General features: G+C 39.8%; 25 protein-coding genes. 6 read left to right on the top strand and 19 right to left on the bottom strand.

Annotated features, from left to right (window positions below; genetic code table 11):
• Positions 1-84: 84 nt before the first annotated feature.
• Positions 85-537 carry a YueI family protein gene (locus tag MKX49_RS11715; RefSeq protein ID WP_340876552.1) on the bottom strand — a complete coding sequence of 151 codons (453 nt, stop codon included), beginning with the start codon at positions 535-537 and terminating at the stop codon, positions 85-87.
• A gap of 225 nt (positions 538-762) precedes the next feature.
• On the opposite strand from MKX49_RS11715, the gene MKX49_RS11720 reads away from it, so the two are divergent.
• The gene (locus MKX49_RS11720) at positions 763-1,506 is read left to right on the top strand and encodes a L,D-transpeptidase family protein (RefSeq protein ID WP_063593663.1); all 744 of its coding nucleotides are present in this window, start codon (positions 763-765) and stop codon (positions 1,504-1,506) included.
• A 397-nt stretch (positions 1,507-1,903) separates the two neighbouring features.
• Here the strand turns inward: MKX49_RS11720 and MKX49_RS11725 are convergent, their stop codons facing one another.
• From MKX49_RS11725 to MKX49_RS11770, 10 genes are all read right to left on the bottom strand, one after another.
• Entirely contained in the window at positions 1,904-2,032 is a 129-nt protein-coding gene (locus MKX49_RS11725; RefSeq protein WP_255256757.1) for a hypothetical protein, read from the bottom strand.
• Positions 2,033-2,142: 110 nt separating this feature from the next.
• Positions 2,143-2,592: a nucleoside 2-deoxyribosyltransferase gene (locus tag MKX49_RS11730; protein WP_081088608.1), complete on the bottom strand. Its 450-nt coding sequence runs from the start codon at positions 2,590-2,592 to the stop codon at positions 2,143-2,145.
• Between the two features lie 289 nt (positions 2,593-2,881).
• Positions 2,882-3,202 carry a type II toxin-antitoxin system HicB family antitoxin gene (locus MKX49_RS11735; RefSeq protein WP_048686335.1) on the bottom strand — a complete coding sequence of 107 codons (321 nt, stop codon included), beginning with the start codon at positions 3,200-3,202 and terminating at the stop codon, positions 2,882-2,884.
• Positions 3,203-3,312: 110 nt separating this feature from the next.
• Complete coding sequence (locus MKX49_RS11740; protein ID WP_063577730.1) at positions 3,313-3,594, bottom strand: DUF4190 domain-containing protein; 282 nt, start codon at positions 3,592-3,594, stop codon at positions 3,313-3,315.
• Positions 3,595-4,252: 658 nt separating this feature from the next.
• The gene (locus MKX49_RS11745) at positions 4,253-4,903 is read right to left on the bottom strand and encodes an amino acid ABC transporter permease (RefSeq protein WP_034307000.1); all 651 of its coding nucleotides are present in this window, start codon (positions 4,901-4,903) and stop codon (positions 4,253-4,255) included.
• 14 nt (positions 4,904-4,917) lie between these two features.
• Entirely contained in the window at positions 4,918-5,556 is a 639-nt protein-coding gene (locus MKX49_RS11750) for an amino acid ABC transporter permease (protein ID WP_048687123.1), read from the bottom strand.
• 98 nt (positions 5,557-5,654) lie between these two features.
• Complete coding sequence (locus MKX49_RS11755; protein ID WP_048687121.1) at positions 5,655-6,482, bottom strand: transporter substrate-binding domain-containing protein; 828 nt, start codon at positions 6,480-6,482, stop codon at positions 5,655-5,657.
• Between the two features lie 22 nt (positions 6,483-6,504).
• Positions 6,505-7,233 (bottom strand): amino acid ABC transporter ATP-binding protein, encoded by a 729-nt coding sequence (locus tag MKX49_RS11760; protein ID WP_340876553.1) that lies wholly within the window; start codon positions 7,231-7,233, stop codon positions 6,505-6,507.
• Positions 7,234-7,653: 420 nt separating this feature from the next.
• Positions 7,654-8,064, bottom strand: a complete 411-nt coding sequence (locus tag MKX49_RS11765) for a hypothetical protein (protein ID WP_340876554.1) — start codon at positions 8,062-8,064, stop codon at positions 7,654-7,656.
• A 224-nt stretch (positions 8,065-8,288) separates the two neighbouring features.
• A complete protein-coding gene (locus tag MKX49_RS11770; protein WP_323597084.1) occupies positions 8,289-9,191 on the bottom strand; it encodes an AEC family transporter in 903 nt (300 codons plus the stop codon).
• Between the two features lie 225 nt (positions 9,192-9,416).
• Here MKX49_RS11770 and MKX49_RS11775 point away from each other — a divergent pair, with 225 nt between their 5' ends.
• The 3 genes from MKX49_RS11775 (at position 9,417) to MKX49_RS11785 (ending at position 12,894) form a co-directional block, all read left to right on the top strand.
• Positions 9,417-9,902, top strand: a complete 486-nt coding sequence (locus tag MKX49_RS11775) for a nucleoside deaminase (RefSeq protein ID WP_340876555.1) — start codon at positions 9,417-9,419, stop codon at positions 9,900-9,902.
• A gap of 31 nt (positions 9,903-9,933) precedes the next feature.
• Positions 9,934-11,691 carry an adenine deaminase gene (gene ade / locus MKX49_RS11780; protein ID WP_340876556.1) on the top strand — a complete coding sequence of 586 codons (1,758 nt, stop codon included), beginning with the start codon at positions 9,934-9,936 and terminating at the stop codon, positions 11,689-11,691.
• A 144-nt stretch (positions 11,692-11,835) separates the two neighbouring features.
• Complete coding sequence (locus MKX49_RS11785) at positions 11,836-12,894, top strand: lactonase family protein (protein ID WP_098865140.1); 1,059 nt, start codon at positions 11,836-11,838, stop codon at positions 12,892-12,894.
• 62 nt (positions 12,895-12,956) lie between these two features.
• Here MKX49_RS11785 and MKX49_RS11790 read toward each other — a convergent pair whose 3' ends face one another.
• The 5 genes from MKX49_RS11790 to MKX49_RS11810 form a co-directional block, all read right to left on the bottom strand.
• Positions 12,957-13,754 carry an endonuclease I family protein gene (locus MKX49_RS11790; protein WP_095393134.1) on the bottom strand — a complete coding sequence of 266 codons (798 nt, stop codon included), beginning with the start codon at positions 13,752-13,754 and terminating at the stop codon, positions 12,957-12,959.
• Between the two features lie 94 nt (positions 13,755-13,848).
• On the bottom strand, positions 13,849-14,463 hold the full coding sequence (locus MKX49_RS11795) for an NUDIX hydrolase (protein ID WP_340876557.1): 615 nt from the start codon (positions 14,461-14,463) through the stop codon (positions 13,849-13,851).
• 287 nt (positions 14,464-14,750) lie between these two features.
• Complete coding sequence (locus tag MKX49_RS11800; protein ID WP_340876558.1) at positions 14,751-16,091, bottom strand: aspartate aminotransferase family protein; 1,341 nt, start codon at positions 16,089-16,091, stop codon at positions 14,751-14,753.
• 71 nt (positions 16,092-16,162) lie between these two features.
• On the bottom strand, positions 16,163-17,620 hold the full coding sequence (locus MKX49_RS11805; protein WP_048687107.1) for a CoA-acylating methylmalonate-semialdehyde dehydrogenase: 1,458 nt from the start codon (positions 17,618-17,620) through the stop codon (positions 16,163-16,165).
• A 221-nt stretch (positions 17,621-17,841) separates the two neighbouring features.
• Positions 17,842-18,390 (bottom strand): GNAT family N-acetyltransferase, encoded by a 549-nt coding sequence (locus tag MKX49_RS11810; protein WP_048687106.1) that lies wholly within the window; start codon positions 18,388-18,390, stop codon positions 17,842-17,844.
• A 120-nt stretch (positions 18,391-18,510) separates the two neighbouring features.
• On the opposite strand from MKX49_RS11810, the gene MKX49_RS11815 reads away from it, so the two are divergent.
• Both MKX49_RS11815 and MKX49_RS11820 read left to right on the top strand, forming a co-directional pair.
• A complete protein-coding gene (locus MKX49_RS11815; protein WP_340876559.1) occupies positions 18,511-19,467 on the top strand; it encodes a D-2-hydroxyacid dehydrogenase in 957 nt (318 codons plus the stop codon).
• A gap of 184 nt (positions 19,468-19,651) precedes the next feature.
• Positions 19,652-19,852: a cold-shock protein gene (locus tag MKX49_RS11820; RefSeq protein ID WP_029714163.1), complete on the top strand. Its 201-nt coding sequence runs from the start codon at positions 19,652-19,654 to the stop codon at positions 19,850-19,852.
• Positions 19,853-20,073: 221 nt separating this feature from the next.
• Here the strand turns inward: MKX49_RS11820 and MKX49_RS11825 are convergent, their stop codons facing one another.
• The 3 genes from MKX49_RS11825 to MKX49_RS11835 form a co-directional block, all read right to left on the bottom strand.
• Complete coding sequence (locus MKX49_RS11825; protein ID WP_323597119.1) at positions 20,074-20,928, bottom strand: crotonase/enoyl-CoA hydratase family protein; 855 nt, start codon at positions 20,926-20,928, stop codon at positions 20,074-20,076.
• Between the two features lie 205 nt (positions 20,929-21,133).
• Positions 21,134-22,126 (bottom strand): ABC transporter ATP-binding protein, encoded by a 993-nt coding sequence (locus tag MKX49_RS11830; RefSeq protein ID WP_095393125.1) that lies wholly within the window; start codon positions 22,124-22,126, stop codon positions 21,134-21,136.
• 13 nt (positions 22,127-22,139) lie between these two features.
• Complete coding sequence (locus MKX49_RS11835; protein ID WP_340876560.1) at positions 22,140-23,153, bottom strand: ABC transporter ATP-binding protein; 1,014 nt, start codon at positions 23,151-23,153, stop codon at positions 22,140-22,142.
• Positions 23,154-23,177 lie beyond the last annotated feature (24 nt).

The raw sequence follows: 23,177 nt of genomic DNA on the forward strand, positions 1-23,177 counted from the left end.
GAAAACCTAGTCTTACTATCATGGTCCGGAATAGTCCATTCCCCCCCTTTTTTTGTAGACAAACTAAAAACGTTGATAGTTACATCAACGTTTTTTTAATAATTTTTTAACACAGCGTTTAAAAAAGGCTGTGAAGCTTTTCTTTTTGATGACTTGCTGGGCATGAATTTGCTTCTCTATATAAATTTCTTCTTTGTTTATGGCGTTACTTTCCGCTAACACCAGACCCAAATCGGAGTTATGATCTTTGTTTAGGACGATTTTGTAAGGAATATCATGACTCATTGCCAATTTAATATATTTTCCTAGATATTGATAGTCCATCTGCCCATTTAAAAACAACTTTGAATGGGGATACTGCTTCATCATTTGCTCTATCTCCGGGTATACATTCGTTTCAAAGACTTGGCTTCTTTTTAGGACGATGACTACGCGTTCCCGTAATGTGCCCAGAAACTCCCTTCGTTCACCAGCCTTGATTTCTTTTGGACCATGGATGCCTTGTTCTAGATAGTCCTCCACCTTTAGGCGTGACAAATCTTACCCACCTCCGCTTTCACTTCAATAATGTATGTAATATGGCCAAAAATAGTGCCCATCATTCTTTTGATATGCATAAAAGTGAAATTGGATCTAAGTTTGACTTTTCCCATAGTTAATTAGTCTACCCTTTTTTAAAAAAATTGTCACTTTAGCCTCACTTCATGCATAGGATAGTATATGTGTAAATGTAGGTTGCTTAAATGAGGGACGGGGAAAAACATGAAAAAATTAATTGTATTTATTTTGATTTTCGCCTTTAGTTTTTTGGGGTTCAGTAATACTTCAGGTGCGGCAGCAAGACAACTGATTATCATCAATAAAGCCAATAATCAGCTTGCCTATTACGAAAATGATAAATTGGTGAGGGTATTCATCGTGGCGACAGGTAAGAAAGCCTCCTACACTCCTGAAGGAAAGTTTAAAGTAGTGACAAAGATTGTGAATCGACCCTATTATAAAGGCAACATTAGAGGCGGAGACCCAAAAAACCCTCTAGGTAAAAGATGGCTGGGGATCAATGCAAGGAATACACCAGGAAATACGTACGCAATACACGGCAATAATGATTCTACAACCATCGGGAAATATATAAGTGCCGGTTGTATTCGTATGTATAACAATGATGTACAATGGCTTTACGATAGGGTGAGAATGAATACTGTAGTATTGATTGCCAGTTCGAATAAATCATTTGCCAACATAGCTGCCACGAATGGATTTAAAGTGAGCGGATCTGTGAGCCTTCCGGTAAATACAAACGCTACCCTGAAGAAAGGAAGCAGTGGCCCCCAAGTTATCGAACTGCAAAAAAGATTAACTAAACTTGGATACAGCACTAAAGGAGTAGATGGGTCATTTGGAAAAAACACCGAAACAGCCGTAAAGAAATTCCAAAAGTCCAAAAAACTTACTTCTGATGGAATCGTCGGACCAAAAACAAAAAAAGCACTAGGACTTAAATAATTTTCTCACTGATATCCACTGATTAGAGGATATCTTTTTTATATTTTAACTGTACACCCTATACATTATTCCCCATATCGTCTTTAATTTTCCACCAACAGATATTGACTTTATGTTATAATTTATACATCAACAGCTAATCATAATCGCACTGTCATTACATACAAGGAGGTAATACAAATGTACGATGAAATTCTAGTGAATTCCATTAAAGCAATTTTTGTTATCGGCACCATTTCGATGTTTGTGATTTTAGGATTCGTAAAAGGACGCAGGTTTTAACTTTATCCAATCGTTAAAATATCTCCACCTGCCTGGTTTCTTGTATTATTTTCGTACAGGTAATCAGGCTATGTTCTCTTTAAAAAAAGCATATCCTCTATGGGCATGCTTTTCTTTACCAATTCCAATTATCCGTATTATCTAAAAGTTGATCGATGTCAAATGTATCTAGATGGAATGGAACTGACTCTTCTGCTATCGCTTCAGTGGCTAACAATAATTGGTCGATATCAATAATGGCCAAAACAGTCCTCTCCCTTTTTTAATGGTCTTTACCCTCATTTTTAATACTTTAAACAATTCGTTCAAAAGAAATTTTATTAGAGGGTATCCTTAAAATTTTACATTTGACATTTATTTAAGATGCAGTGAATCTTGTTCAGATCCTTCCGGAGAAAGCGTATGTATCAATTTAACCAGCTTATAAAAGGTCCCGCTGCAGATTGTTACCTCGGGCAGATTATGAAATATTGATTTTTTATTAATATGATAATTGTCTTTCTCAGGCGAATATACAATTATTTTCTTATTTAAAGATAAAGCATAGCCAAGCTCATATAGATTACCTTTTCCTGCGGTTAGGAAGATTAGCATGAAATCGGCTTCCTCTATCCCCTTTTTTTCATATTCTCCAATGTCGTCCGTTATTTGGTTTTTCTCATCATTCGTAATTAAATTCATGTCATTCACACAAGTAAATCCTTTTGAAGTCAATTTCTTGATCAATGATTTTACTTGCTTCAAATTTTTTTCGTCTGATGCTATATAATATTTCACACACACACCTCCAAAATATATAACTATTGATACTTTTTACCTATGTTACCTATACTATACATATTCGTTATAAAGAACGCAATATCCTTTCCCCAAAAATAAAAAATAATTAAATGGCGAATTTTTTAGTGAAACTAAAAACCATCATTCCTTTTACAGGTATTGATGGTTTTTTTATATTTTATGAAGTGGCACTATTATCACTATCGACTTCAGCTTACTAAAAAAATAATATGTATGTACTGGTCTGACATTCCGGGTTACAAATTCAAGTAATCCAAAATAAAAACCTTGTCCTTTAACCGGCAAGGTTTTTTTATTTTTCATATGTGATATTTTCTATTTCAATTCTGAAGGGTGCAGCCTCACATATATTAATTCCCCGATCCAGATTCACCTTTTCCATTTCGCTTGCATCCGGGATTGTTTTTTTATCGTGTATAAAATGTTCGACCATGGATTCCAACAGTTCTTGAGCACAAGCTAAGGCATCTACCCGATTCCTACCGCTAACGGAAGAAATAATTCCTTCTCGCCTAAAATCCGGGAAACAAACTTGAACGGAAAAAGAGTCGATAATCAACGGGTGCTTTTCATAATAGAATACGGCTGGGTACTCAAAGATTTGAATGGTCAAAATATCATCCCTTCATACAATATTTAGATATTTATAATAATTATAACATGAATTTCCATTTTATATAGGTTTAAATTACTTTTCTTTGTTTGTCAAGTTAATACTTACATTCAATAGGTTGATATGTCCGTATTGACTACGAAATAAAAAAACACCATGAAAATCAAAATCATGAGAACATTCAAGATTATTCCTATAATGCTGCACACTTTTCCAGCTGTCACTAAACCATTTCCAGATTCACCAGTAAGGTTCATTTCTTGTTTACTCTTCGATGCAAATATTAACCCTAAAATACCTAATATGATGCCGATGATTGGAATAAACAGGGATAATACCCCCATGATCAATGATACAATCGCTTTGCTATTGCTTCTTTTAATTTCCGACATATATTCCACCTTCTTTCTTCCTTTATATATACGGTTATTAAAAGCAAAAGATTCATTTTTTGTGTACTCATTCATCATGTAATATTCGAGTTGATTCCAGAGGTCCGCTCCCTTTCCGACGGCTATCTGCCAAGCCGCGTCAAAGTAAACGTCTCCGGGGTCTCGGCTAGCCAGTATTTCGGCAGGAGTGTCGTATATCTCTTCAATCCATTAAGGATTACAGTATAGAACCATGAAGGATAACTTAGTTTCAACTTGTTTGGGATGAGTCCAGCCTACGGTTGCTTCTTAAAATATTATTCCAGTCGATTTCAGAACTCCGCTCCTTTTCCGCTGACTGTCTGCCAAGCCTCCTCGGCACAAGCGCCTGTGGGGTCTCGGCTAGCCAGTTATTCGGCAGGAGTGCCGCAAATTTCTTCCATCCATTAAGGATTACAGTTATAAAATCATGAAAGATAACCTAGTCTTAAACTCGTTTAGAATGAGTCCAGCCTACGGTTGCTTCTTAAATATTATTCCAGTCGATTTCAGAACTCCGCTCCTTTTCCGCTGACTGTATGGATCATGGAGTATAAACAAGTTTTAAAACAAGGTTGAGGGTGAGACACTTCCGAATCTCCTAGACAAATAGAAAACGACTCATTTCTGAGTCGTTTTTTTAGGTTCGTTTCAATTCAAGTCTCTGGGCTACCAAAGAAAGGCTATAGTTAACTATGAAATACATGAGAGCCACCAGGATCAAAATCGGTATTAAATACTTTTGACTTTGTCCATATATGATTTGACCATGATGCGTCAGCTCCGGTAAAGAGATGACAACAGCTAAAGAGGTGTCCTTTAATAAAGAAATGAATTGGCTGACAATAGGAGGAACCATGCGGCGCAGCGCTTGGGGCAGAATAATATGTATCAATGCCTGTGTATAGCTCAAACCTGATGAACGGGCAGCTTCCATTTGGCCTTTATCAATGGATTTTAGCCCACTTCGAATGACTTCAGAAAGCATGGCTGACTCGAAAATTGTCAAGGCAACTATGGCTGCTGGAATGATTTCCAGTTTAATCCGTATCTCCGGCAAAGCAAAATACGTAAAAAATATGATTAATAACAGAGGCAAATTACGTACAGTTTCTACAATCAAAGCTAATATTTGTGATAACACCGGCACTTTTGCGTATCGGATTATACCTACAAGACCGCCAATAATGAAACTTAGAATAATGGATATAAAAGCTACCTGGAGCGTTACCCAAAATCCTTCTAATAAAAACTTAAGATTATCTGGTGTATAGGCACCTGCAAAATCCATATCTTATACCTCCCTCAATTACTCTTAGCCAGACGTTTTTCCAAATAACCAACGCCAAAACTTAAAGGAATGGTAAGAATTAAGTAAAACGCTGCCACGAAAATGTACACATCAAACACGACAAATGTCCTTGAAGAAATCAAGTCCCCGTGGTACATAAGATCGAGTCCTGCAACAACGGCCAAAATGGAAGAATTCTTTACTAGATTGATAAATTGGTTTCCTAAAGGAGGAATGACTATTTTAACGGCCTGCGGCAGAATGACGAGCCTCATTGCCTGTCCATAAGTCAGACCTGATGAACGGGCAGCTTCCATTTGACCCTTTGGCACAGAAAGTATGCCTGCTCGAATTGCCTCAGCTATGAAAGATGAAGTGTAAATGGTCAAGGCTAATGTACCTGCGTATAGCCCGCTTAGTTTAAGACCGAGAAAGAAGAAAAAGGTAATGATCAATAACGGGATGTTCCGAATGAACTCAACATAGGCGGTACCCAGCCAGTTTAGTGGCTTTAATGGTGCAATCCGCATGATGGCAATTAGCACCCCAAGAATCAAACTCGCTATCAACGCGACCAAACTCGACATGATCGTATTTTTAAAGCCTAATAAATACATATCCAGATTCTCTGTTAAAATGGAGAAATCAAGCACGGCATACACTCCTTTAACTAGTAAGGATGAGCAAAACGCTCATCCTCACAGACAAATGTTATTTAAGGTCAGCTTCCCATATCCATTTGCTAAAATGTTTAATGTTTAATCCATTTATCATGGATTTCATCGTACTTGCCTGAATCTTTAAGAGACTTAAGGGCTTTATTCAACTCTTCAACAAATTCAGCATTTCCTTTTTTCACGGCAATACCATAAGGTTCTTCCGTAAATGTACCGCCAACAAGCTCATAACTCGGATCTTCATCTGCCATTCCATAAAGGATGGAATCATCCGTTGTCAATGCATCCCCTTGTCCGGATTTAAGTGCAGCGAACGCTTCGGAATAGTTTTCAAATTCAAGCACTTGTGCTTCAGGAGCTTTTTCACGGATATTTATGGAAGAAGTAGAGCCTTTGACAGCCAATACCTTTTTCCCTTTTAAACTATCAATACCCTTGATATCGCTGCCCTTTTTAACTAACAAAGATTGTCCTGCGTCGAAATAAACATCTGTGAAGTCTACTTCTTTTTTACGATCTTCCGTGATTGTCATGGTCGCTACAATCGCATCGATATCACCATTATTCAATAAGGCCATCCTGGTTTTAGAAGTCACTTCTTTAAATTCAACTTTAGTCTCATCACCAAGGATTTCTGCTGCAAGAGCTTTGGCAATATCAATATCAAAGCCTTCAACCTCTCCAGTACTAGGATTCTTCAAACCGAATAGTCTTGTATCATTTTTCACCCCAAAAACGATCTTATCCTTTTCCTTCACTTGTGCGAGAACATCTTTTTCTTTGTCTTTGCCTCCACCCTCTTCAGCTTTGTCTGAATCGTTCCCCCCGCCGCATCCAGCTAATAAAATGACAGCCAGTAATGATAGCAAAGATAATTTTAACCATTTCTTTTTCTTCAACATGTAATTCACCCCTGTTTTTTATTTAATGATTTAATATACGGCTAAGGAATAAACGAGCCCTCTCTTCACGAGGATTGGCGTAAAACTCAGCCGGTGTTGCCTCTTCTAAAACACTGCCTTCGTCCATGAATACGATTCGATCCGCCACTTCACGGGCAAATCCCATTTCGTGCGTGACCACTACCATCGTCATTCCTTCATGGGCAAGTGCTTTCATTACATCCAGTACCTCGCCAATCATTTCCGGATCCAAGGCTGAGGTAGGTTCATCAAAAAGCATGATTTCCGGTCCCATTGCCAAACCTCTGGCAATAGCTACCCGTTGCTGCTGTCCACCTGAAAGCTGGGAAGGAAATGAATTTGCTTTATCTCCAATCCCCACTTTGTCCAAATACTTCAGTGCAATCTTTTTCGCTTCCTCTTCGGATTGTCCCAGGACTTTCCTTGGAGCAAGCATGATATTCTCAAGCACGGTTTTATGGGGATACAAGTGAAAATGCTGGAAAACCATACCGATATTCCGACGGAGTTTGTTTATGTCCGTCTTTTTATCCGCTACATTTAACCCATTTATTGAAAGGGATCCTTGCGAAATGGTCTCTAGACGATTAATGCATCGGAGCAGTGTACTTTTTCCTGATCCGGAAGGTCCGATGACCACTACCACTTCCCCTTTTTTGATTGTTAGGTCAATTTCTTTCAATACATGGAAATCGCCATAATACTTGTTCACTCGGTCAAAAACTATCATAATTAGCCCCCTGTCTAAAACTGAAAATTTATAATAATCAGAATTCTAAAAGCGTAATATATCACTCTCTTAACTCGAAACAAATCTTATGTATAATCCTTTCTGCAAAAATTATTTCCCAATATTTCATAATTCATTGTGAAAAGTCCATTTTTATTGTTATTTTAAACTAGTAATTCAAATAATATATTCAATATTCACATTTTTATTATATATAATATTTCTTAAAATTACCATATAAACTTTAAATTGTTAAAATGATATTATATTTCATGATATTATTGCTATATTTCATAAAACTGATAAATTTAAACTGATATCCCATAAAAAAATTCCCTCTTTTTGTAAAAATACATTTATTTCCCGAAGGCTTAATAAGCTCTTAAAAATACAAAAAGACAGCTATCGCTGTCTTTTTCATCATTCCTTTATCGCGTCTTTAAATGGGGCTGAATATAAACCCCTTGGCGCCAGCATATCCGTATCCGATTCACGGGTTTTCCCATTGTGGGTATATGGACCTGCTGAAAAAAAATCAAACAAATCACTTTCCTTATGTATGATCAAGAAATAATCGTATAAATCATCCATAAGTTCCTGATGTTCATCTATTTTCACGATTTCGCCATATTCATCAATTTCAAAGTTTTCATTTATCGCATCCTGAAGTTCCTCATTATTTGAATACGCGATATAAAAATCGACATCACCGCACTCCATGCATAGTAAGAGTTTTTCTTCCAGTGATTCTTCATAGGTTTTCAGAACGATTCCCTTTAAAATGGCATCAATCTTTCCAGTATTAGTCAGTTTAATTTTAGTCTGGAACATAAAACCCCTCCAATCAAATACAGGCATTAAAAAAGTAAACGCCAGTTTAACAAGCTTGCCCTTTAATTTTAAATGAAAATGTTTGGACACCTAAATCCAAGTCCACAAGTCGTTCACTAACCGCGAGGTCAAAGGTAATCCATCCGGATCCCTCTTTTAATTACCAGGATGCTTCCGCTTCTTGTATATAATAAGTTTGCCCACATAATTAGAATCATAATCTCCTATAATACAAAGAAAAATATGATTGGAAGCGTAATAAGGCTTAATGATGTACTTATGAACGTAGCACTTGATACGAATTCAGGCTCCGTGTTGAATTGGAGCGCATACATCGTAGTGTTGGCCGCCGTTGGCATTGCAGCTACGATGATCATGATATGCCTGACCATATCACCCACTGGCAGGGCAAGAGATAGCAGGAAGGCAATGGCAGGTGACACGGCAAGTTTAAGTAGCAGCGAAACTGATAGCTTCCGATAGGCTATTTTTTTCAGGGAAATGTTGGCCAGCTGCATTCCCAGTGTAATCATTATTGTGGGGATCGCTGCATTTGCAACAAGGTTAATAGCTTCCATGACCGAATTGCTTAAAGGTACGTTACCGAACTGAAATATTATACCGGCAATGGCTCCATAAACAATTGGCATTCGACATACCGCTTTAATCGCTGTTTGAACTCCGTTACCTTCCGGGCTGCCCTTTGCTGCGAAATAAATGCCGATCGTGCACATCACTAACTGCTGTCCCACCATAAGGATGATTGCATAATCGAGTCCTGCGGCTCCGAATAACAGGAAAATGACGGGTGTTCCGTAATTTCCGTTATTCATGAATGCAGATGCCAATATCATGCCGCTTGTCTCAGTGACTGTATAATTGCGAAAATAAGATATGATGTAGACTACCAGTATGAGAGAAAGGCAAAGTACTATCGTGAATAAGAACAGGTAAAAATAATTAATCGTAAATTCTGCGGAATAAAAAGTCCGGAACACGAGAAAAGGTGACATTAAATATAATGCCATCGTGGAAATCGATTTTGTATCAAGATTAAACTTTTTCTGACCGATGAACCCTAAAACAAAAATACCGAATATCGGTAAAAGAACTCCCAAAAACCCCATGCACTTCACCTTCATAATCTCAATGATTTTCTTCTAACAATATCAGTTTTATTACTATTTGTAAAAATTCTTTTAAACCAATTTGTTTGCAGTTCATATATTTTAATACGAACTGAATTTTCCTTATTTTCAGAAAATAATATTCCATTTCCCCAGACATATGGTATATTGTTTATTATATTTACGTTAATAAACGTAACATTAACACTTTTGGGTTATTAATATATGAAGGGGTGTTTTTTAGTGGATGTAAAATTCATGGAAATGGCCGTTCGACTTGCAAATGAAAATGTATTGGCGAAGAACGGAGGTCCTTTTGGTGCTATTATCGTAAAAGATGGCAAAGTCGTAGGCAGAGGATGTAATAATGTGACAACGGCCAACGATCCTACAGCGCACGCCGAAGTACAGGCGATTCGTGATGCATGCAGGAATCTCGACAGCTTCCAGCTTACAGATTGTGAAGTTTACACTAGCTGCGAGCCATGCCCCATGTGCATCGGTGCTATTTATTGGGCACGTCCAAAAGCCATTTATTACGCATGCACTAAAGAAGACGCTGCAGTTATTGGCTTTGATGATCACTTTATCTACCAAGAACTTGCCTTGCCAATGGAAAACCGTACAATTAAAATGAAACAATTGTCTTTTAATGACCACGATTTACCATTCCGAACATGGGAAACCAATACGGAAAAAGTGAAATATTAACCGGTTATATATGGCCAAAGGGGTTACGAATATGAAAAAAAACTTGCTTAAAAGGAGAATTGACGTTGCATCAGGAAGAACACCTGCAGATTGCGTCATTAAGAACGGGCAAATCATAGATGTATTCAATGGTGATATCTATACTGGCGACATTGCGATCACCGATGGTTATTTTGCTGGAATTGGGCATTATGAGGGTACTTCGGAAATCGATGCTTCAGGAAAATTCGTATGCCCTTCCTTCATTGATGGCCATGTTCATATAGAATCATCGATGGTCAGGCCTTATGAACTTGCAAAAATCCTCCTTTTACATGGTGTGACCTGCATCGTTGCAGATCCTCATGAAATTGCCAATGTTTCTGGCAAGAAGGGCATGGAATATATGATTGAACAATCCGATCAACTTCCTTTTGATTTTTACTTCATGATGCCCTCTTGTGTACCTGCTACGGAGTTTGAACATTCTGGTGCTGTCTTAAGAAGTGAAGATTTAATTTCCTTTTATCAAAACCCGAGAGTGCTTGGATTAGCCGAAGTAATGAATTTCCCTGCCGTTTCACATACAGATGAGGATATGCTGCAAAAAATATACGATGCAAACAGACTGGGCAAAAGCATCGATGGTCATGCAGCTGGATTATCTGAACAACAGCTCGATGTTTATCTAAGTGCAGGCATTAAAACAGATCATGAATGCACTACAGCGGAAGAGGCAAAAGAAAGACTGCGTAAAGGAATGTATCTTATGATCAGGGAAGGCACCGTCGCCAAAGACTTAATTAACCTGATTCCAGTTATTAATGAGAAGAACTCCCGCCGTTGTTTATTCGTCACCGATGACCGGCACCTAGATGATATAGTTTCTGAAGGAAGTATCGATCACAACGTTCGACTTTCCATAGAAACAGGTGTCCCGCCAATTACCGCCATTCAAATGGCGACCATTAATGCAGCAGAATGCTTTGGATTAAAGGAACATGGTGCAATTGCACCTGGATACAAGGCAGACTTCCTACTACTGGATGATCTTGATTCAGTCATCCTCCATTCGGTCTTCAAAGATGGAAAGCTTATGGTACAAAATAATCGATTGCTTAACTATCCAGCTGATGAGAAACAGGTTATTACCGACGGGTTGAAGCACTCTGTTCAATTTCATGAAATAACCGGAGATTATTTCGCGATACCTATTAAAAATGAGTTCGCTAATATTATTGAGATAACTCCAAACAGCTTGATTACAAAGCATTCGATTGAACCGGTCACACTTAATCATGATGGTCTATTTCAGTTCTCCGAACATGTTGATCATCTAAAACTTGCTGTTATTGAACGGCATCATATGACCAAACAAGTGGGCCTGGGAATCGTCAAAGGGCTCGGGTTGAAATCAGGAGCCATTGCCACGACAGTAGCTCATGATTCACATAATTTGATCATTGCCGGAACGAATGACCAGGATATGCTTCTGGCAGCTAAGGAAATCAAAAAAATGCAGGGTGGATTGACTGTAATCCAAAATGGGGAAATACTAGCTTCCCTTCCCCTTCCAATAGCTGGATTGATGAGTGAATGCAATTATATGGATGTGGTCCATTCATTGAAGCACATCGATGAAGCCTTATTGAAACTCGGTGCTAACAGGCATTTCAACCCTTTTCTTACACTTGCCTTCTTGGCGCTACCAGTCATCCCTGAAATCAAACTGACGGATCAGGGTTTATTTTCCGTTTCTGAGTTTAGGCATATACCCATCGAAGCATCAAAGCCAGTCGATTTAAATTAACCCGCTAGGCGGGTTTTTTTCTTATCACCCAAAAAAATTCTAAAAGAAAAAGGTTCCGACTCAACATAAAATGGGAAAAGGATATATGCGCATCATCTATGTTAAAATAAAAATAAACACAATTCTTTCTTGGAGGAGATAAATATGGCAAAACATGATCAACAGAACATCATTGGATACATAGGCACTTACACAAAAGGAAACAGCGAAGGTATTTACCGATTTACTTTAGATACAGCAGAAGGAAAGCTCAGCACACCGGTTCTTGCAGCAGAATTGACCGATCCGACTTATGTCGCCATCAGCCAGGACAAAAAGAATCTCTACGCCATTTTAAAAGAAGCGGGTAGCGGTGGAGTTTCAGCCTATTCGATTAATGAAGATTCAGGTGAGCTTACCTTCTTAGGCAAACAACTTACACCAAATGGCTCTTCCTGCCATATAAGTGTCGACAGCAAGAAACAGGTTTTGGTCACTTCCAGTTATGGAGAAGGCGTGATTGAATCATATCCGCTTCATGACGATGCGACACCTTTGCCTGTATCATCAACTGTTCAACATGAAGGGCATGGACCGAATGAAGAACGTCAGGAAAAAGCACACACTCACTTCGCTGGTTTCACGCCGGATGAAAGGTTCATTGCTGTTGTCGACCTCGGAATAGATAAAGTAATAACCTATAAAATACATAATGGGGTTTTGGAAGAAGTAAACAGCTTATCTGTTGCTCCCGGCAGCGGACCACGGCATCTGACCTTCCACCCAAACGGTAAATTTGCTTATGTCATGGCAGAACTTGTACCAGAAGTGATTGTTTTGAGCTTCGATAGTCAAACCGGTAGTTTTTCTGAATTGCAAACGGTACGGACCGTCCCGGAAGATTTCAAGGAAAATAACCAAGGAAGCGCCATTCATATTTCTGATGACGGGCGATTCATATATGCCGCAAACCGCGGACATGATAGTATTGCCGTTTACGAAATCAATCAAGAAACAGGCAAACTGGCATTCGTGCAGCTGGTTTCCACCGAAGGACATTGGCCGCGTGATTTTTCATTGGACCCTAGCGGAAAATTTCTGATCGCTTCTAATGAACAATCAGGAAACTTGACACTATATGCCCGGAATGAGCATGACGGAAAATTAACATTATTGCAAAAGGATGTTCAAGTTCCCTTCCCTGTTTGCGTTAAATTCTTATAATTCATAATAAAAGAGGATTGAAGCTTTAACTGCAGCTTCAATCCTCTTTTTTATGCCCTACTTTAATTCCAATTCTCTGCCATTTCGGGAAAATCTATATATGGGTTACGATTACCCTGCATTTCATGTATAGCGAGGTTTCTATGTTTTTCATAAGTGCTGACGGGAAAAAGCCGATGCCATTCCAAAAGCAGTGCCAGGTCGATTTTGCCGCTATCGATGATTCCCTCATATCTGAGTAAAAAATACAAAGTTGCCCTCGCCACGATCCCTTTTCCGTATTCGGGCTCGAATTTACTTTCGTCTGATTTCCCGCAACCCGCTTTTATACCGGCAGCCGATCTTTCAGGGATATAATCCTCAAAATCATGGTATGGATAGTTACTCCGGCTGCTATTACACGTTGGTTCACAGGCGAACAGATGATGCAAATCCCCCCTCATCGGTTCTTTTTTATCGAACCATGATTGAGGTACTACATGTTCACAATTAACGAGAATATTCTCCGAATTTGTTGATTCAATACCTCTTGACAACACTTCCAGTATACGGATATCTTCCTCAATCACTTGTGCAGGATCCATCCCTTTACCGGAATACAGACTTTTTAGCTGGCCATCTTCCTGTAAGTCCACCCATGGGTAAACATGACGATGCGGTGAGTAGTTCAGCTGGTTTTTATGGGTTGCCACAAGTAGGTCCTTCAATCCTTCCCGGTCCAAGGAACCATCTTTGTAGTATGCCAGCTTAAGTTCCTGATCTTTGGTTTCATCATAGTATTCGCGGTTTTCATTAAAGTTGACTAGTGCAGCCATTGCCATTTCCCGTTCTTTTTCAAGTACTTCAAAACTATACTTCATCCACTCATCCCCCCGCTTCTATTAAAAACCTAACTTTTACCATAATTAAAGTTTAATAGAAATAGACCGAAAAAAAAAGGTGCTTTAGAAGGGTCTAACGAAGAATTTCAATAAAATGGGTAAGGATTTTCGCTGTCATTCCCCAGATTACCCGACCATTATATAAGTAAAAATACTCTTCCATCTGTTTTGGCTGCCATTTATAATTCTCCCCGCCAACGACTAAATCATGGGGGAAGTTTGCATGCGGTTCCACTTTATATTCCACATGATAAATTTCTGGCGGTTTTTCCATGAAAAAGGAAAGCGGGACCGTAAAAATGGTTTCTACCTCAGCTGGATTAGGTATTATCCGTTGATGGTTACGAACAAATCCTGCATAAGGATAGACAATCATCCCGAATGGAGATACCAAATAATCGATTGGAAAGACGTTTTCGATATCTTCTTTTCGCAAATTAAGTTCCTCATATGTTTCCCTTAGGGCAGCAGCCTGTTCATCATGATCCAGCTTGTCTATTTTCCCGCCCGGAAAACATATATCCCCCGGCTGCCTCCTCAGTTTGTGTGAACGCTCTTCGAAAAGAACATGAATTCCACCTTCTTTCTCTATTAGCGGTACCAATACAGCATACTTTGAAAAATTCCCACTCCCTAAAATTTCAGGGATATGTAATGTTAATTTTTTTGTTATATCTTCATTATTCATGTCCCTCACCTCTTCTGCCGGATAATTTAGATATTCTATCACTACTCCTTATCATTCCATTTTCGAACATCCGCTATAACTAAGCAAGGAAAACGATTCCAAAATATCGCCTATAATTTCTATTAGATTCCTTTACCTCTTATTCTTCCTTGATCATAGACAAAAGCACCGTTCAAAGTTCCGAACGGCGCTAAAACTGACGTATCAGCCTCATTTAAAAAGCAAGTTATGTGTATCAACAGGCACACGCGTAAAATTGTTGAATATTCTGTTTTTTTATTTTATTTTCATAGTTCAGCTAACGTTCGCTTTACCGTCGCTATGATGAATGCGAAATCCTCTTCAGTTATACTAAGCGGGGGAGCAAGAGTCAGGATATTATTGAAACCTGCTACTGTATCGCCATTTTTCCCTATGATCAGCCCCTTTTCTTTGCATGAAGCAATGACTTTATTGATTTTGGAAAGTTCGATCGGCTGTTTTGTCAGTTTATCTTCCACTAGTTCAATGCCTACCAACAAACCTTTCCCGCGTACATCCCCAACATTGGGATGAAATTTGATTTCTTCAAACTCTTGCAGAAAGCGTAGCCCTAACTCCTTGGACCGTTCTATTAGTTTTTCATTTTCATATATTTCAATATTCTTCAAAGCGACGGCACAGGCAGCAGGATTGCCGCCAAATGTATTTACATGCCGAAAGCGGTCATAAACGTCTGAGCCAATATACGCTTCATAAATTTCACGTTTGACGGCAGTAGCTGATAATGGCAAATAAGCGCTCGTGATTCCTTTAGCCATTGTTACGATGTCTGGTTTTACATCATAGTTCATAAATCCGAATTTCTTACCAGTACGGCCGAACCCGCAAATGACCTCATCCGAAATGAGAAGGACACCATTTTTCTCACAAATTTCTTTGACACGTTTCATATATCCATCGGGCGGCATCAAAATTCCGCCCCCGGTGATGATTGGTTCCATGATGACCGCAGCCACCGTTTCTCTCAGCTCCCATGTAATGGTACGTTCAATTTCCGCTGCACTTTTTTCACCGCTTTCATCCTCTGGATTTCGGTAAGAATCTGGCGGTGATACATGAAGAAACCCTGGGGCGAGAGGTTCGTATTTATATTTCCGCTGTGCCTGCCCGGTAGCTGACAGGGCCCCCATTGAATTGCCATGATAGCCGCGATAACGCGAAATGAATTTATAGCGTCCATGTTCACCCTTTTGCTGATGATACTGCCGCGCAATTTTAAAGGCCGCCTCATTGGCTTCTGAACCGCTGTTAGAGAAGAAAATCACATAATCCCCACCAAGCCATTCATTTAATTTCTCCGCTAGCTTAATAGCCGGGATGTGGCTATTCGTTAAAGGGGCATATGGAAGTTCCTTCAGCTGCTCGTAAGCTGCTTCAGCCAGTTCCGTGCGGCCATAACCGACGTTGACACACCATAAACCAGACATCCCATCCAGGAAGCGATTCCCATCAACATCCGTAATCCATGCTCCTTGACCGTTTTTAATCACCATTGCACCAGGGGTGGGTTCAGCCCCTTTCATATGATGCCACACATACTTACCATCCATCGCTTTAAGATCCTGACCCTGTTTTTCAACCTGCATAAGCTACACTCCTCCTAAAATAATGTATAAAGGAAGGCCGACCACAAATTGCGCCGACCCCCTTTTTCCTATCAGTATCTTGCCGTTAACATTTTCTTTCTGGTGTAAAATTCCACGCCGTCTTTCCCATTGGCATGAAGGTCCCCATAAAACGAACTTTTATATCCGGAAAATGGAAAGAATGCCATTGGCGCGGGTACCCCAAGGTTAATGCCAAGCATCCCTGCATCAATTTCTTCGCGAAATTCCCGGATGGCTTTTGCACTATCCGTATAGAGGCAGGCACCATTGGCAAATTCGGATTGATTGGTCAATTCAATTGCTTCTTCAAGAGTATTAACTCGTACTATGGATAAGACAGGAGCAAAAATTTCATCACTCCATATTTTCATGTTTGTTTTTACATGATCAAATAATGTCGGTCCAACGTAATAGCCTTTTTCCTGATCGCCTTCATTCCTGCCATCACGAAGGAGGACAGCTCCTTCTTTTTCCCCGATTTCAATATATTGTTCTGTTCTTTTTTTATGAGTATCACGGATTACAGGTCCCAGGAAAACGTCCTTATCCATTCCATTTCCAATCTTGATGTTATCCGCTGCAGCCTTTAATTTCTCAACGAGCGTATCTCCCACTTCTCCCACCGCAACAACCACTGATGCAGCCATGCAGCGCTCGCCTGCAGATCCGAAAGCTGCATTCGTTATGTTCGTTACGGCATTATCCAAATCTGCATCAGGCATGACGATCGAATGATTTTTCGCACCCGATAAAGCCTGGACACGTTTTTTATTGGCAGCTGCCGTTTTGTATACATACTCTGCGACAGGCTGGGATCCCACAAATGATACCGCTTTAATGTCTTCATGTTCCAAAATCCCATTCACGACATCGTGGGCACCATGGACAATATTGACAACACCATCCGGAACACCGGCTTCTGTCAATAATTCCACGAGACGGTTGGCCAAAAGCGGTGTCCGTTCTGAAGGTTTTAAGATAAACGTATTTCCACAAGCTATTGCCAGCGGGAACATCCAACATGGCACCATCATCGGGAAATTAAACGGCGTAATCCCGGCAACGACACCCATTGGATAACGATACATGCCAGATTCAATGCCTGGGGAAATATCAGGAAGCTGACTTCCCATCATCAAGGTAGGGGCACCTGCTGCGAACTCCACGCATTCAATCCCGCGCTGAACCTCACCATATGCTTCTGTATAGCTTTTTCCGTTTTCGATAGTGACCAGCTTTGCAAGCTCATCCCAGTGTTCAATCAGTAATTGCTGGTAACGGAATAAGAAGCGAGCTCTTTTTGGAACGGCGACCTTTTTCCATTCTTTATACGCCTTTTTAGCAACCTCCACCGCTTGGTTTACATCTTCCTTAGTTGAAAGGGGTACGATTGCCAATGCTTCTCCTGTTGCCGGGTTAGGCACTTGTTCATGTTTCGAAGTTGTGGAATCAACCCATTTGCCACCGATATAATTTTTCAACGTTTCTACTTCATTGATAACTGTCATTAAATAAACCCTCCATTTCAACACGATTTCATAGTTTCATTATATTTTTCAAAACGACTTTTTACATTAGACGTTTTGTATAGTTTTTGATTCAATATTTGCACATATTGTTTGTTTTTGGCTTTCCCATATCCATCATAATCAACAACAGAAATTCACGCTTCGCAAACAATGTATATTTTTCTTATTACTTTCCCTTTAATCAGCTGACTTCGCAGCCATCATTTTATAATGGAATATAGCTTTAGGTCTTGATGCTTCCCCTTGACGAACATTCCTTTTCTTATGATTCCCTCAAAAGACATACCAGCCTTTTGCATGACTCGCTCTGAACCTGAATTTTCAACGAAGCACCTTGCTTGTATTCGAACTAGATTCATATTTTCGAAGCCAAAGGCGATTATCTTTTGGGCTGCCTCCGTCATCAAGCCACTCCCCCAATATTCTGGTGCAAGCACATACCCTATTTCCGCACTATGATGGTCAACCTGCCATGAAACAAAATCAATGGTGCCAATCAACTTACCGCTTTCCTTGTGTTCTATGCCCCATGGAGCGATTTTCTTATCCTCATAATTTTGAAGGATAAATCGGATAAAATCTTTTGTATCACTTAGGGAACGATGGGCTTCCCATGTGACGTAACGGGAAACTTCATTGTTGGATGCATAAGCGAACATGTCTTCGGCATCATTCATGGTGACTTTCCTCATGATCAATCGTTTTGATTCCAGGGCAGGCAGCTGTCCATATATCTCTTTCACGTTCATGATTACACCCCATTCCATTGATTATTAGTATTATAGCAAGATTGGTAAGCAATCGCCTTCCCAATTGAAATATTATCGAAACTTACGTATAATTCAGAAAAAATATCCAGGAGGGTAATTATGCCAAAAAGAAAACTCATAATAAGCCAAAATTTGAATGAAATCTTATTACAGAAGATCCAAGAATTGATTCCCGAGTGGACTGTTATCACTGGGAGATCTCCGGAAAAATGGAGAGATCATATTGCCGATGCAGAAGTGATCGCAGGCTGGAAAGCGGAAATGTCTGTATCGATTGCTGCAAGCGATGTTAAATGGATCCAGACATGGAGCGCAGGAGTGAATGCTTTACCCCTGGAAAATTTAGAACAAAAGAATGTTCAGATTACAACTGCAAACGGCGTTCATGCGTATCCCATTTCAGAGACTATTTTCGCATTAATGCTTGCCTTAACAAGAAAAATAGATACATATATTAAGCAACAGCAGACAAAGACCTGGCATCACGCACATATGAAGCAAGAAATTCATGAAAAGACCATAGGAATCATCGGTGTCGGGAAAATCGGAAAGGAAACCGCCAAAATTGCCAAGGCTTTTGGCATGACCGTATTAGGGATGCGCCATTCCGGTGAATCAGAAGAATTCGTAGATGAGATGTTCACACAAAAACAATTGATTGATCTTCTTCCTAAGTGTGATTATATTGTCGTGACATTACCATTGACCCCAGAAACAAGGAATATGTTCGGTAAAAACGAATTCAAGTTAATGAAGCGCTCCGCATTTTTCATTAATATAGGAAGGGGAAACCTGGTCATTCAAAACGAATTGATTCAAGCACTTAAGGACAAAGATATTGCAGGTGCTGGTCTTGATGTGTTTGAAACGGAGCCACTTCCTGAGAATAGCCCTTTATGGGAGTTGAACAACGTAATCATCACGCCGCACACATCCGGAAATACGGAATTTTACGACCAAAGGCTAATTCAGGATATTTTCATGCCGAATTTAAAGGACTATGTAAATGGTAAAACACCTTCAACAAATTTACTTGATTACAAAAAAGGGTATTAAGAATTGTTCATTTTCTGTATACATTAATAATCTTTCCTTGTTAGCTTGCAGATTCCGACATTATCTGTTATATTTAAAAAGAATTATTTTTGTTCGGGAAGATTGATAAGTGAAAAACTTTTCGTCTAATGATTGAGCAAGGGTAGTAACACAATGTGTGGATTCACACTAGGAGGCAACAACAATGGAACAAGGTAAAGTAAAATGGTTTAACGCAGAAAAAGGATTTGGCTTCATCGAACGCGAAAACGGAGACGATGTATTCGTACATTTCTCAGCTATCCAAAGCGAAGGATTCAAATCATTAGACGAAGGTCAAGAAGTTACTTTTGAAGTTGAGCAAGGTCAACGTGGACCCCAAGCTACTAACGTTCAAAAAGCATAATTTTAAATACAATATATAACGGACCCTACTTGTAGGGTCTGTTTTTTTTGATCAAAAAAACAATCATAAAAAAACCCTATTCACAGGGAATAGGGAACATGAAACAAGTTTAGTAAATGGTAAACCTAGTATAACACACTAAGAAAAGAAACCCTAATTTATCCGAAAAGTAAAAATTATCAAGCACTTCCGAAGCCCTCGATATCGACTTTACCATTCATTCATTTCTTATCCGCTTCATATGTTCGATCCGTTCCCCACGGATAAAACGGAGGCATATCCGTGCTGCTTTTCATTTTGAAATCTGCTTTCCTTTTTTCGAGAAAAGCTTCGATTCCTTCTAGTGCATCAGCTTGTTTTCCGGTCCAATGAATCATTTTCGATTCTATTTTGTGTGATTCAACAGGATGGTTCGCACCGAGCATGGACCACATTAACTGCCGGGATAGCGTCACAGAGACGGAAGATGTATTTTCCGCAATGTCTGTCGCAATCTCCATTGCTGCAGACATCAATTCTTCTGGCTCGACGATCTTGTTTACCAGCCTTCCCTCATATGCTTCACTGGCCGTAATCATCCTGCCGGTAAAAATCCATTCGGAAGCTTTGCCCATTCCAACAAGTCTAGGCAAGAACCAGCCGCTGCATGCCTCCATCGTTATCCCCCGCCTTGCAAATACAAAACCCATCTTTGCATCTGTTGAAGCAATTCTAATGTCCATGGGCAAAGTCATTGTTATCCCAATCCCGACTGCCGCTCCATTAATGGCAGCTATCATAGGTTTCTTCATCTCAAAAATCCGTAATGACAACATTCCTCCTGCATCGCGATATTCAACCAAAGGAGTGTGATCCATAAACGTTTCTGCACCTTTTTCCAAATCCATTCCAGCACAAAAAGCATCCCCAGCGCCAGTTAATATGACGGCTCTTACTTCATCATTTTCATCCGCTTCATTAAAAGCGCGAATCATCTCCTCACACATCTTTTCATTGAAAGCATTCATTCTCTCTGGACGATTAAGAGTAACAATCATGACACGATCGACAATCTCACTAGTTATCGTGGAATACAATAACAGTCCCTCCTTCTCTCACAAATTGAAACATTCAACAGAATTTTATATTTACATATAATTACATTTTATATGTTTTATTTTCAGATTCCTAGTTTTTTATTTTGACATGCTGATAAATAATTTGATAATCGTTTCTATTCTAAAAATATTTTACATAAATGTGTAAAAAAAGACCAGTCGCAAATGCAACTGGTTTTTTTGTTTACCAATATAAATGACAAGCAACGAAATGTCCTGGTTTTTGTTCTTTCCATTCAGGTACAGCACTGGAGCATATCTCCATCGCCTTAGGGCAGCGCGTCCGAAATACACAGCCGCTCGGCGGATTGATCGGACTTGGTACATCGCCTTTAAGGACGATCCTTTCCCGTTTAATAGTCGGGTCTGGTATCGGCACTGCGGATAGCAAGGCCTGTGTGTATGGGTGTAGCGGATCTTTCGTTAAAGAATCACTATCCGAAAGTTCCATCATTCTTCCAAGGTACATGACTAAAATACGATCTGAAATATACTTGACCATCGATAAATCATGCGCGATGAATAAATAAGTCAATCCCATTTCTTTTTGCAGTTCTTTTAATAAGTTGACCACTTGGGCCTGTATCGAAACATCCAAGGCAGAGATTGGTTCATCACAAACGATGAATTTAGGATTTAAAGCCAAGGCCCTTGCAATTCCAATACGCTGGCGTTGTCCGCCACTGAATTCATGCGGAAAACGAGTGATATGTTCCGGACTTAAACCAACCAGCTTTAACAGGTCTTCCACCCGTTTTCTTCGCTCTTTACCTTTTGATATCCCATGAATGGCAAGTGGTTCCCCAATCAATTCCTCCACCTTCATCCTTGGGTTCAAGGATGCGTAAGGATCTTGGAAAATCATTTGTATTTCACGGCGGATATGTGACATTTCCCCGGGTTTGTAATCGAAAATATTTTTCCCCTGAAAAAGAACTTCTCCATCTGTCGGTTCATATAATCGAGTGATTGTACGACCTGCAGTCGACTTACCGCAACCGCTTTCCCCAACAAGACCGACAGTTTCCCCTGGATAGATTTTGAGATCCAAACCATCTACCGCTTTCAGCGATTGAGAACCGATAGGAAAATGCTTCTTCAGATTCTTTATTTCAACAAGAGGAGAATTTTCGTTGTATGTCTTTTCTTTTAAGGCCTTATTTTTCAGTGAAACCATTGGTTCTCCTCCTTTATACATTAGTCGGTGCTTGTACCTGCGCTGACTTGGCCATCGGGTGGTGCAGCCAGCATGCGGCTGTCTGACCTTCTTCCACTACTTCAAGCTCCGGATCATGGTCTTTGCACACTTTCATTGCTGATTCACATCTTGGGTAAAATGGGCATCCTTTTGGCGGATCCAATAAATCCGGTGGTGATCCGATAATCGGAACCAACGGAGCCGTTTTTTCCATATCCAGCCTTGGCACCGTTTTAAGCAGACCTCTTGTATAAGGATGCTGCGGGTTTGAAAATATAGCATCTACCGTACCCGTCTCCACAACCTTGCCTGCATACATGACGACTACCCGTTCACAAGTTTCCGCAACCACACCTAAATCATGAGTGATTAAAATGATGGAAGTATCCATTCTTCGTTGGATATCTTTCATCAGTTCCAATATTTGCGCTTGTATCGTTACATCCAATGCAGTTGTAGGTTCATCGGCAATCAGCAATTTCGGTTCGCAAGCAAGGGCCATCGCTATCATTGCCCTTTGGCGCATACCACCTGAAAACTCATGCGGATATTGCTGCATTCTTTTTTCCGGCTGTGGGATACCTACTAGTTTCAGTGTTTCCAACGCCCGTTCGTATGCATCATTTCGGGACATGTTTTTATTATGCTTTAAAATGCCTTCCATGATCTGGCTGCCGATTTTTGTCGTTGGATTGAGCGAAGTCATCGGATCCTGGAAAATCATGCTGATTTCATTCCCGCGAATCCTCTGCATTTCCTTTTCACTCATTTTAAGAAGGTCTTTACCGCCAAAGTTTATCGACCCTTTTCCATACTCTGCCGGGGGTGTTTCCAATAATCTCATGATAGATTTCGCTGTAACACTTTTGCCGCATCCGGACTCCCCAACAATCGCAACGGCTTCCCCCTTTTTCACGCCAAAGTTCACACCGCGAACCGCTTGCACTTTACCTGCATAAGTATGGAAGGTGATTTGTAAATCGTTGACTTCTAATAGGTTCTCCATCATCGTCCCTCCTATTCTAGTAAT

Source organism: Peribacillus sp. FSL M8-0224 (assembly GCF_038003055.1).
Lineage (GTDB): Bacteria > Bacillota > Bacilli > Bacillales > DSM-1321 > Peribacillus > Peribacillus frigoritolerans.

Bases quoted from the DNA above. Each gene is read 5' to 3' on its own strand.
- MKX49_RS11720 (WP_063593663.1), top strand. From the start codon at position 763: ATGAAAAAATTAATTGTATTTATTTTGATTTTCGCCTTTAGTTTTTTG.
- MKX49_RS11740 (WP_063577730.1), bottom strand. From the start codon at position 3,594: ATGTCGGAAATTAAAAGAAGCAATAGCAAAGCGATTGTATCATTGATC.
- MKX49_RS11745 (WP_034307000.1), bottom strand. From the start codon at position 4,903: ATGGATTTTGCAGGTGCCTATACACCAGATAATCTTAAGTTTTTATTA.
- MKX49_RS11755 (WP_048687121.1), bottom strand. From the start codon at position 6,482: ATGTTGAAGAAAAAGAAATGGTTAAAATTATCTTTGCTATCATTACTG.
- MKX49_RS11760 (WP_340876553.1), bottom strand. From the start codon at position 7,233: ATGATAGTTTTTGACCGAGTGAACAAGTATTATGGCGATTTCCATGTA.
- MKX49_RS11765 (WP_340876554.1), bottom strand. From the start codon at position 8,064: ATGTTCCAGACTAAAATTAAACTGACTAATACTGGAAAGATTGATGCC.
- MKX49_RS11770 (WP_323597084.1), bottom strand. From the start codon at position 9,191: ATGGGGTTTTTGGGAGTTCTTTTACCGATATTCGGTATTTTTGTTTTA.
- MKX49_RS11775 (WP_340876555.1), top strand. From the start codon at position 9,417: ATGAAGGGGTGTTTTTTAGTGGATGTAAAATTCATGGAAATGGCCGTT.
- ade (WP_340876556.1), top strand. From the start codon at position 9,934: ATGAAAAAAAACTTGCTTAAAAGGAGAATTGACGTTGCATCAGGAAGA.
- MKX49_RS11785 (WP_098865140.1), top strand. From the start codon at position 11,836: ATGGCAAAACATGATCAACAGAACATCATTGGATACATAGGCACTTAC.
- MKX49_RS11790 (WP_095393134.1), bottom strand. From the start codon at position 13,754: ATGAAGTATAGTTTTGAAGTACTTGAAAAAGAACGGGAAATGGCAATG.
- MKX49_RS11795 (WP_340876557.1), bottom strand. From the start codon at position 14,463: ATGAATAATGAAGATATAACAAAAAAATTAACATTACATATCCCTGAA.
- MKX49_RS11800 (WP_340876558.1), bottom strand. From the start codon at position 16,091: ATGCAGGTTGAAAAACAGGGTCAGGATCTTAAAGCGATGGATGGTAAG.
- MKX49_RS11805 (WP_048687107.1), bottom strand. From the start codon at position 17,620: ATGACAGTTATCAATGAAGTAGAAACGTTGAAAAATTATATCGGTGGC.
- MKX49_RS11810 (WP_048687106.1), bottom strand. From the start codon at position 18,390: ATGAACGTGAAAGAGATATATGGACAGCTGCCTGCCCTGGAATCAAAA.
- MKX49_RS11815 (WP_340876559.1), top strand. From the start codon at position 18,511: ATGCCAAAAAGAAAACTCATAATAAGCCAAAATTTGAATGAAATCTTA.
- MKX49_RS11820 (WP_029714163.1), top strand. From the start codon at position 19,652: ATGGAACAAGGTAAAGTAAAATGGTTTAACGCAGAAAAAGGATTTGGC.
- MKX49_RS11830 (WP_095393125.1), bottom strand. From the start codon at position 22,126: ATGGTTTCACTGAAAAATAAGGCCTTAAAAGAAAAGACATACAACGAA.
- MKX49_RS11835 (WP_340876560.1), bottom strand. From the start codon at position 23,153: ATGGAGAACCTATTAGAAGTCAACGATTTACAAATCACCTTCCATACT.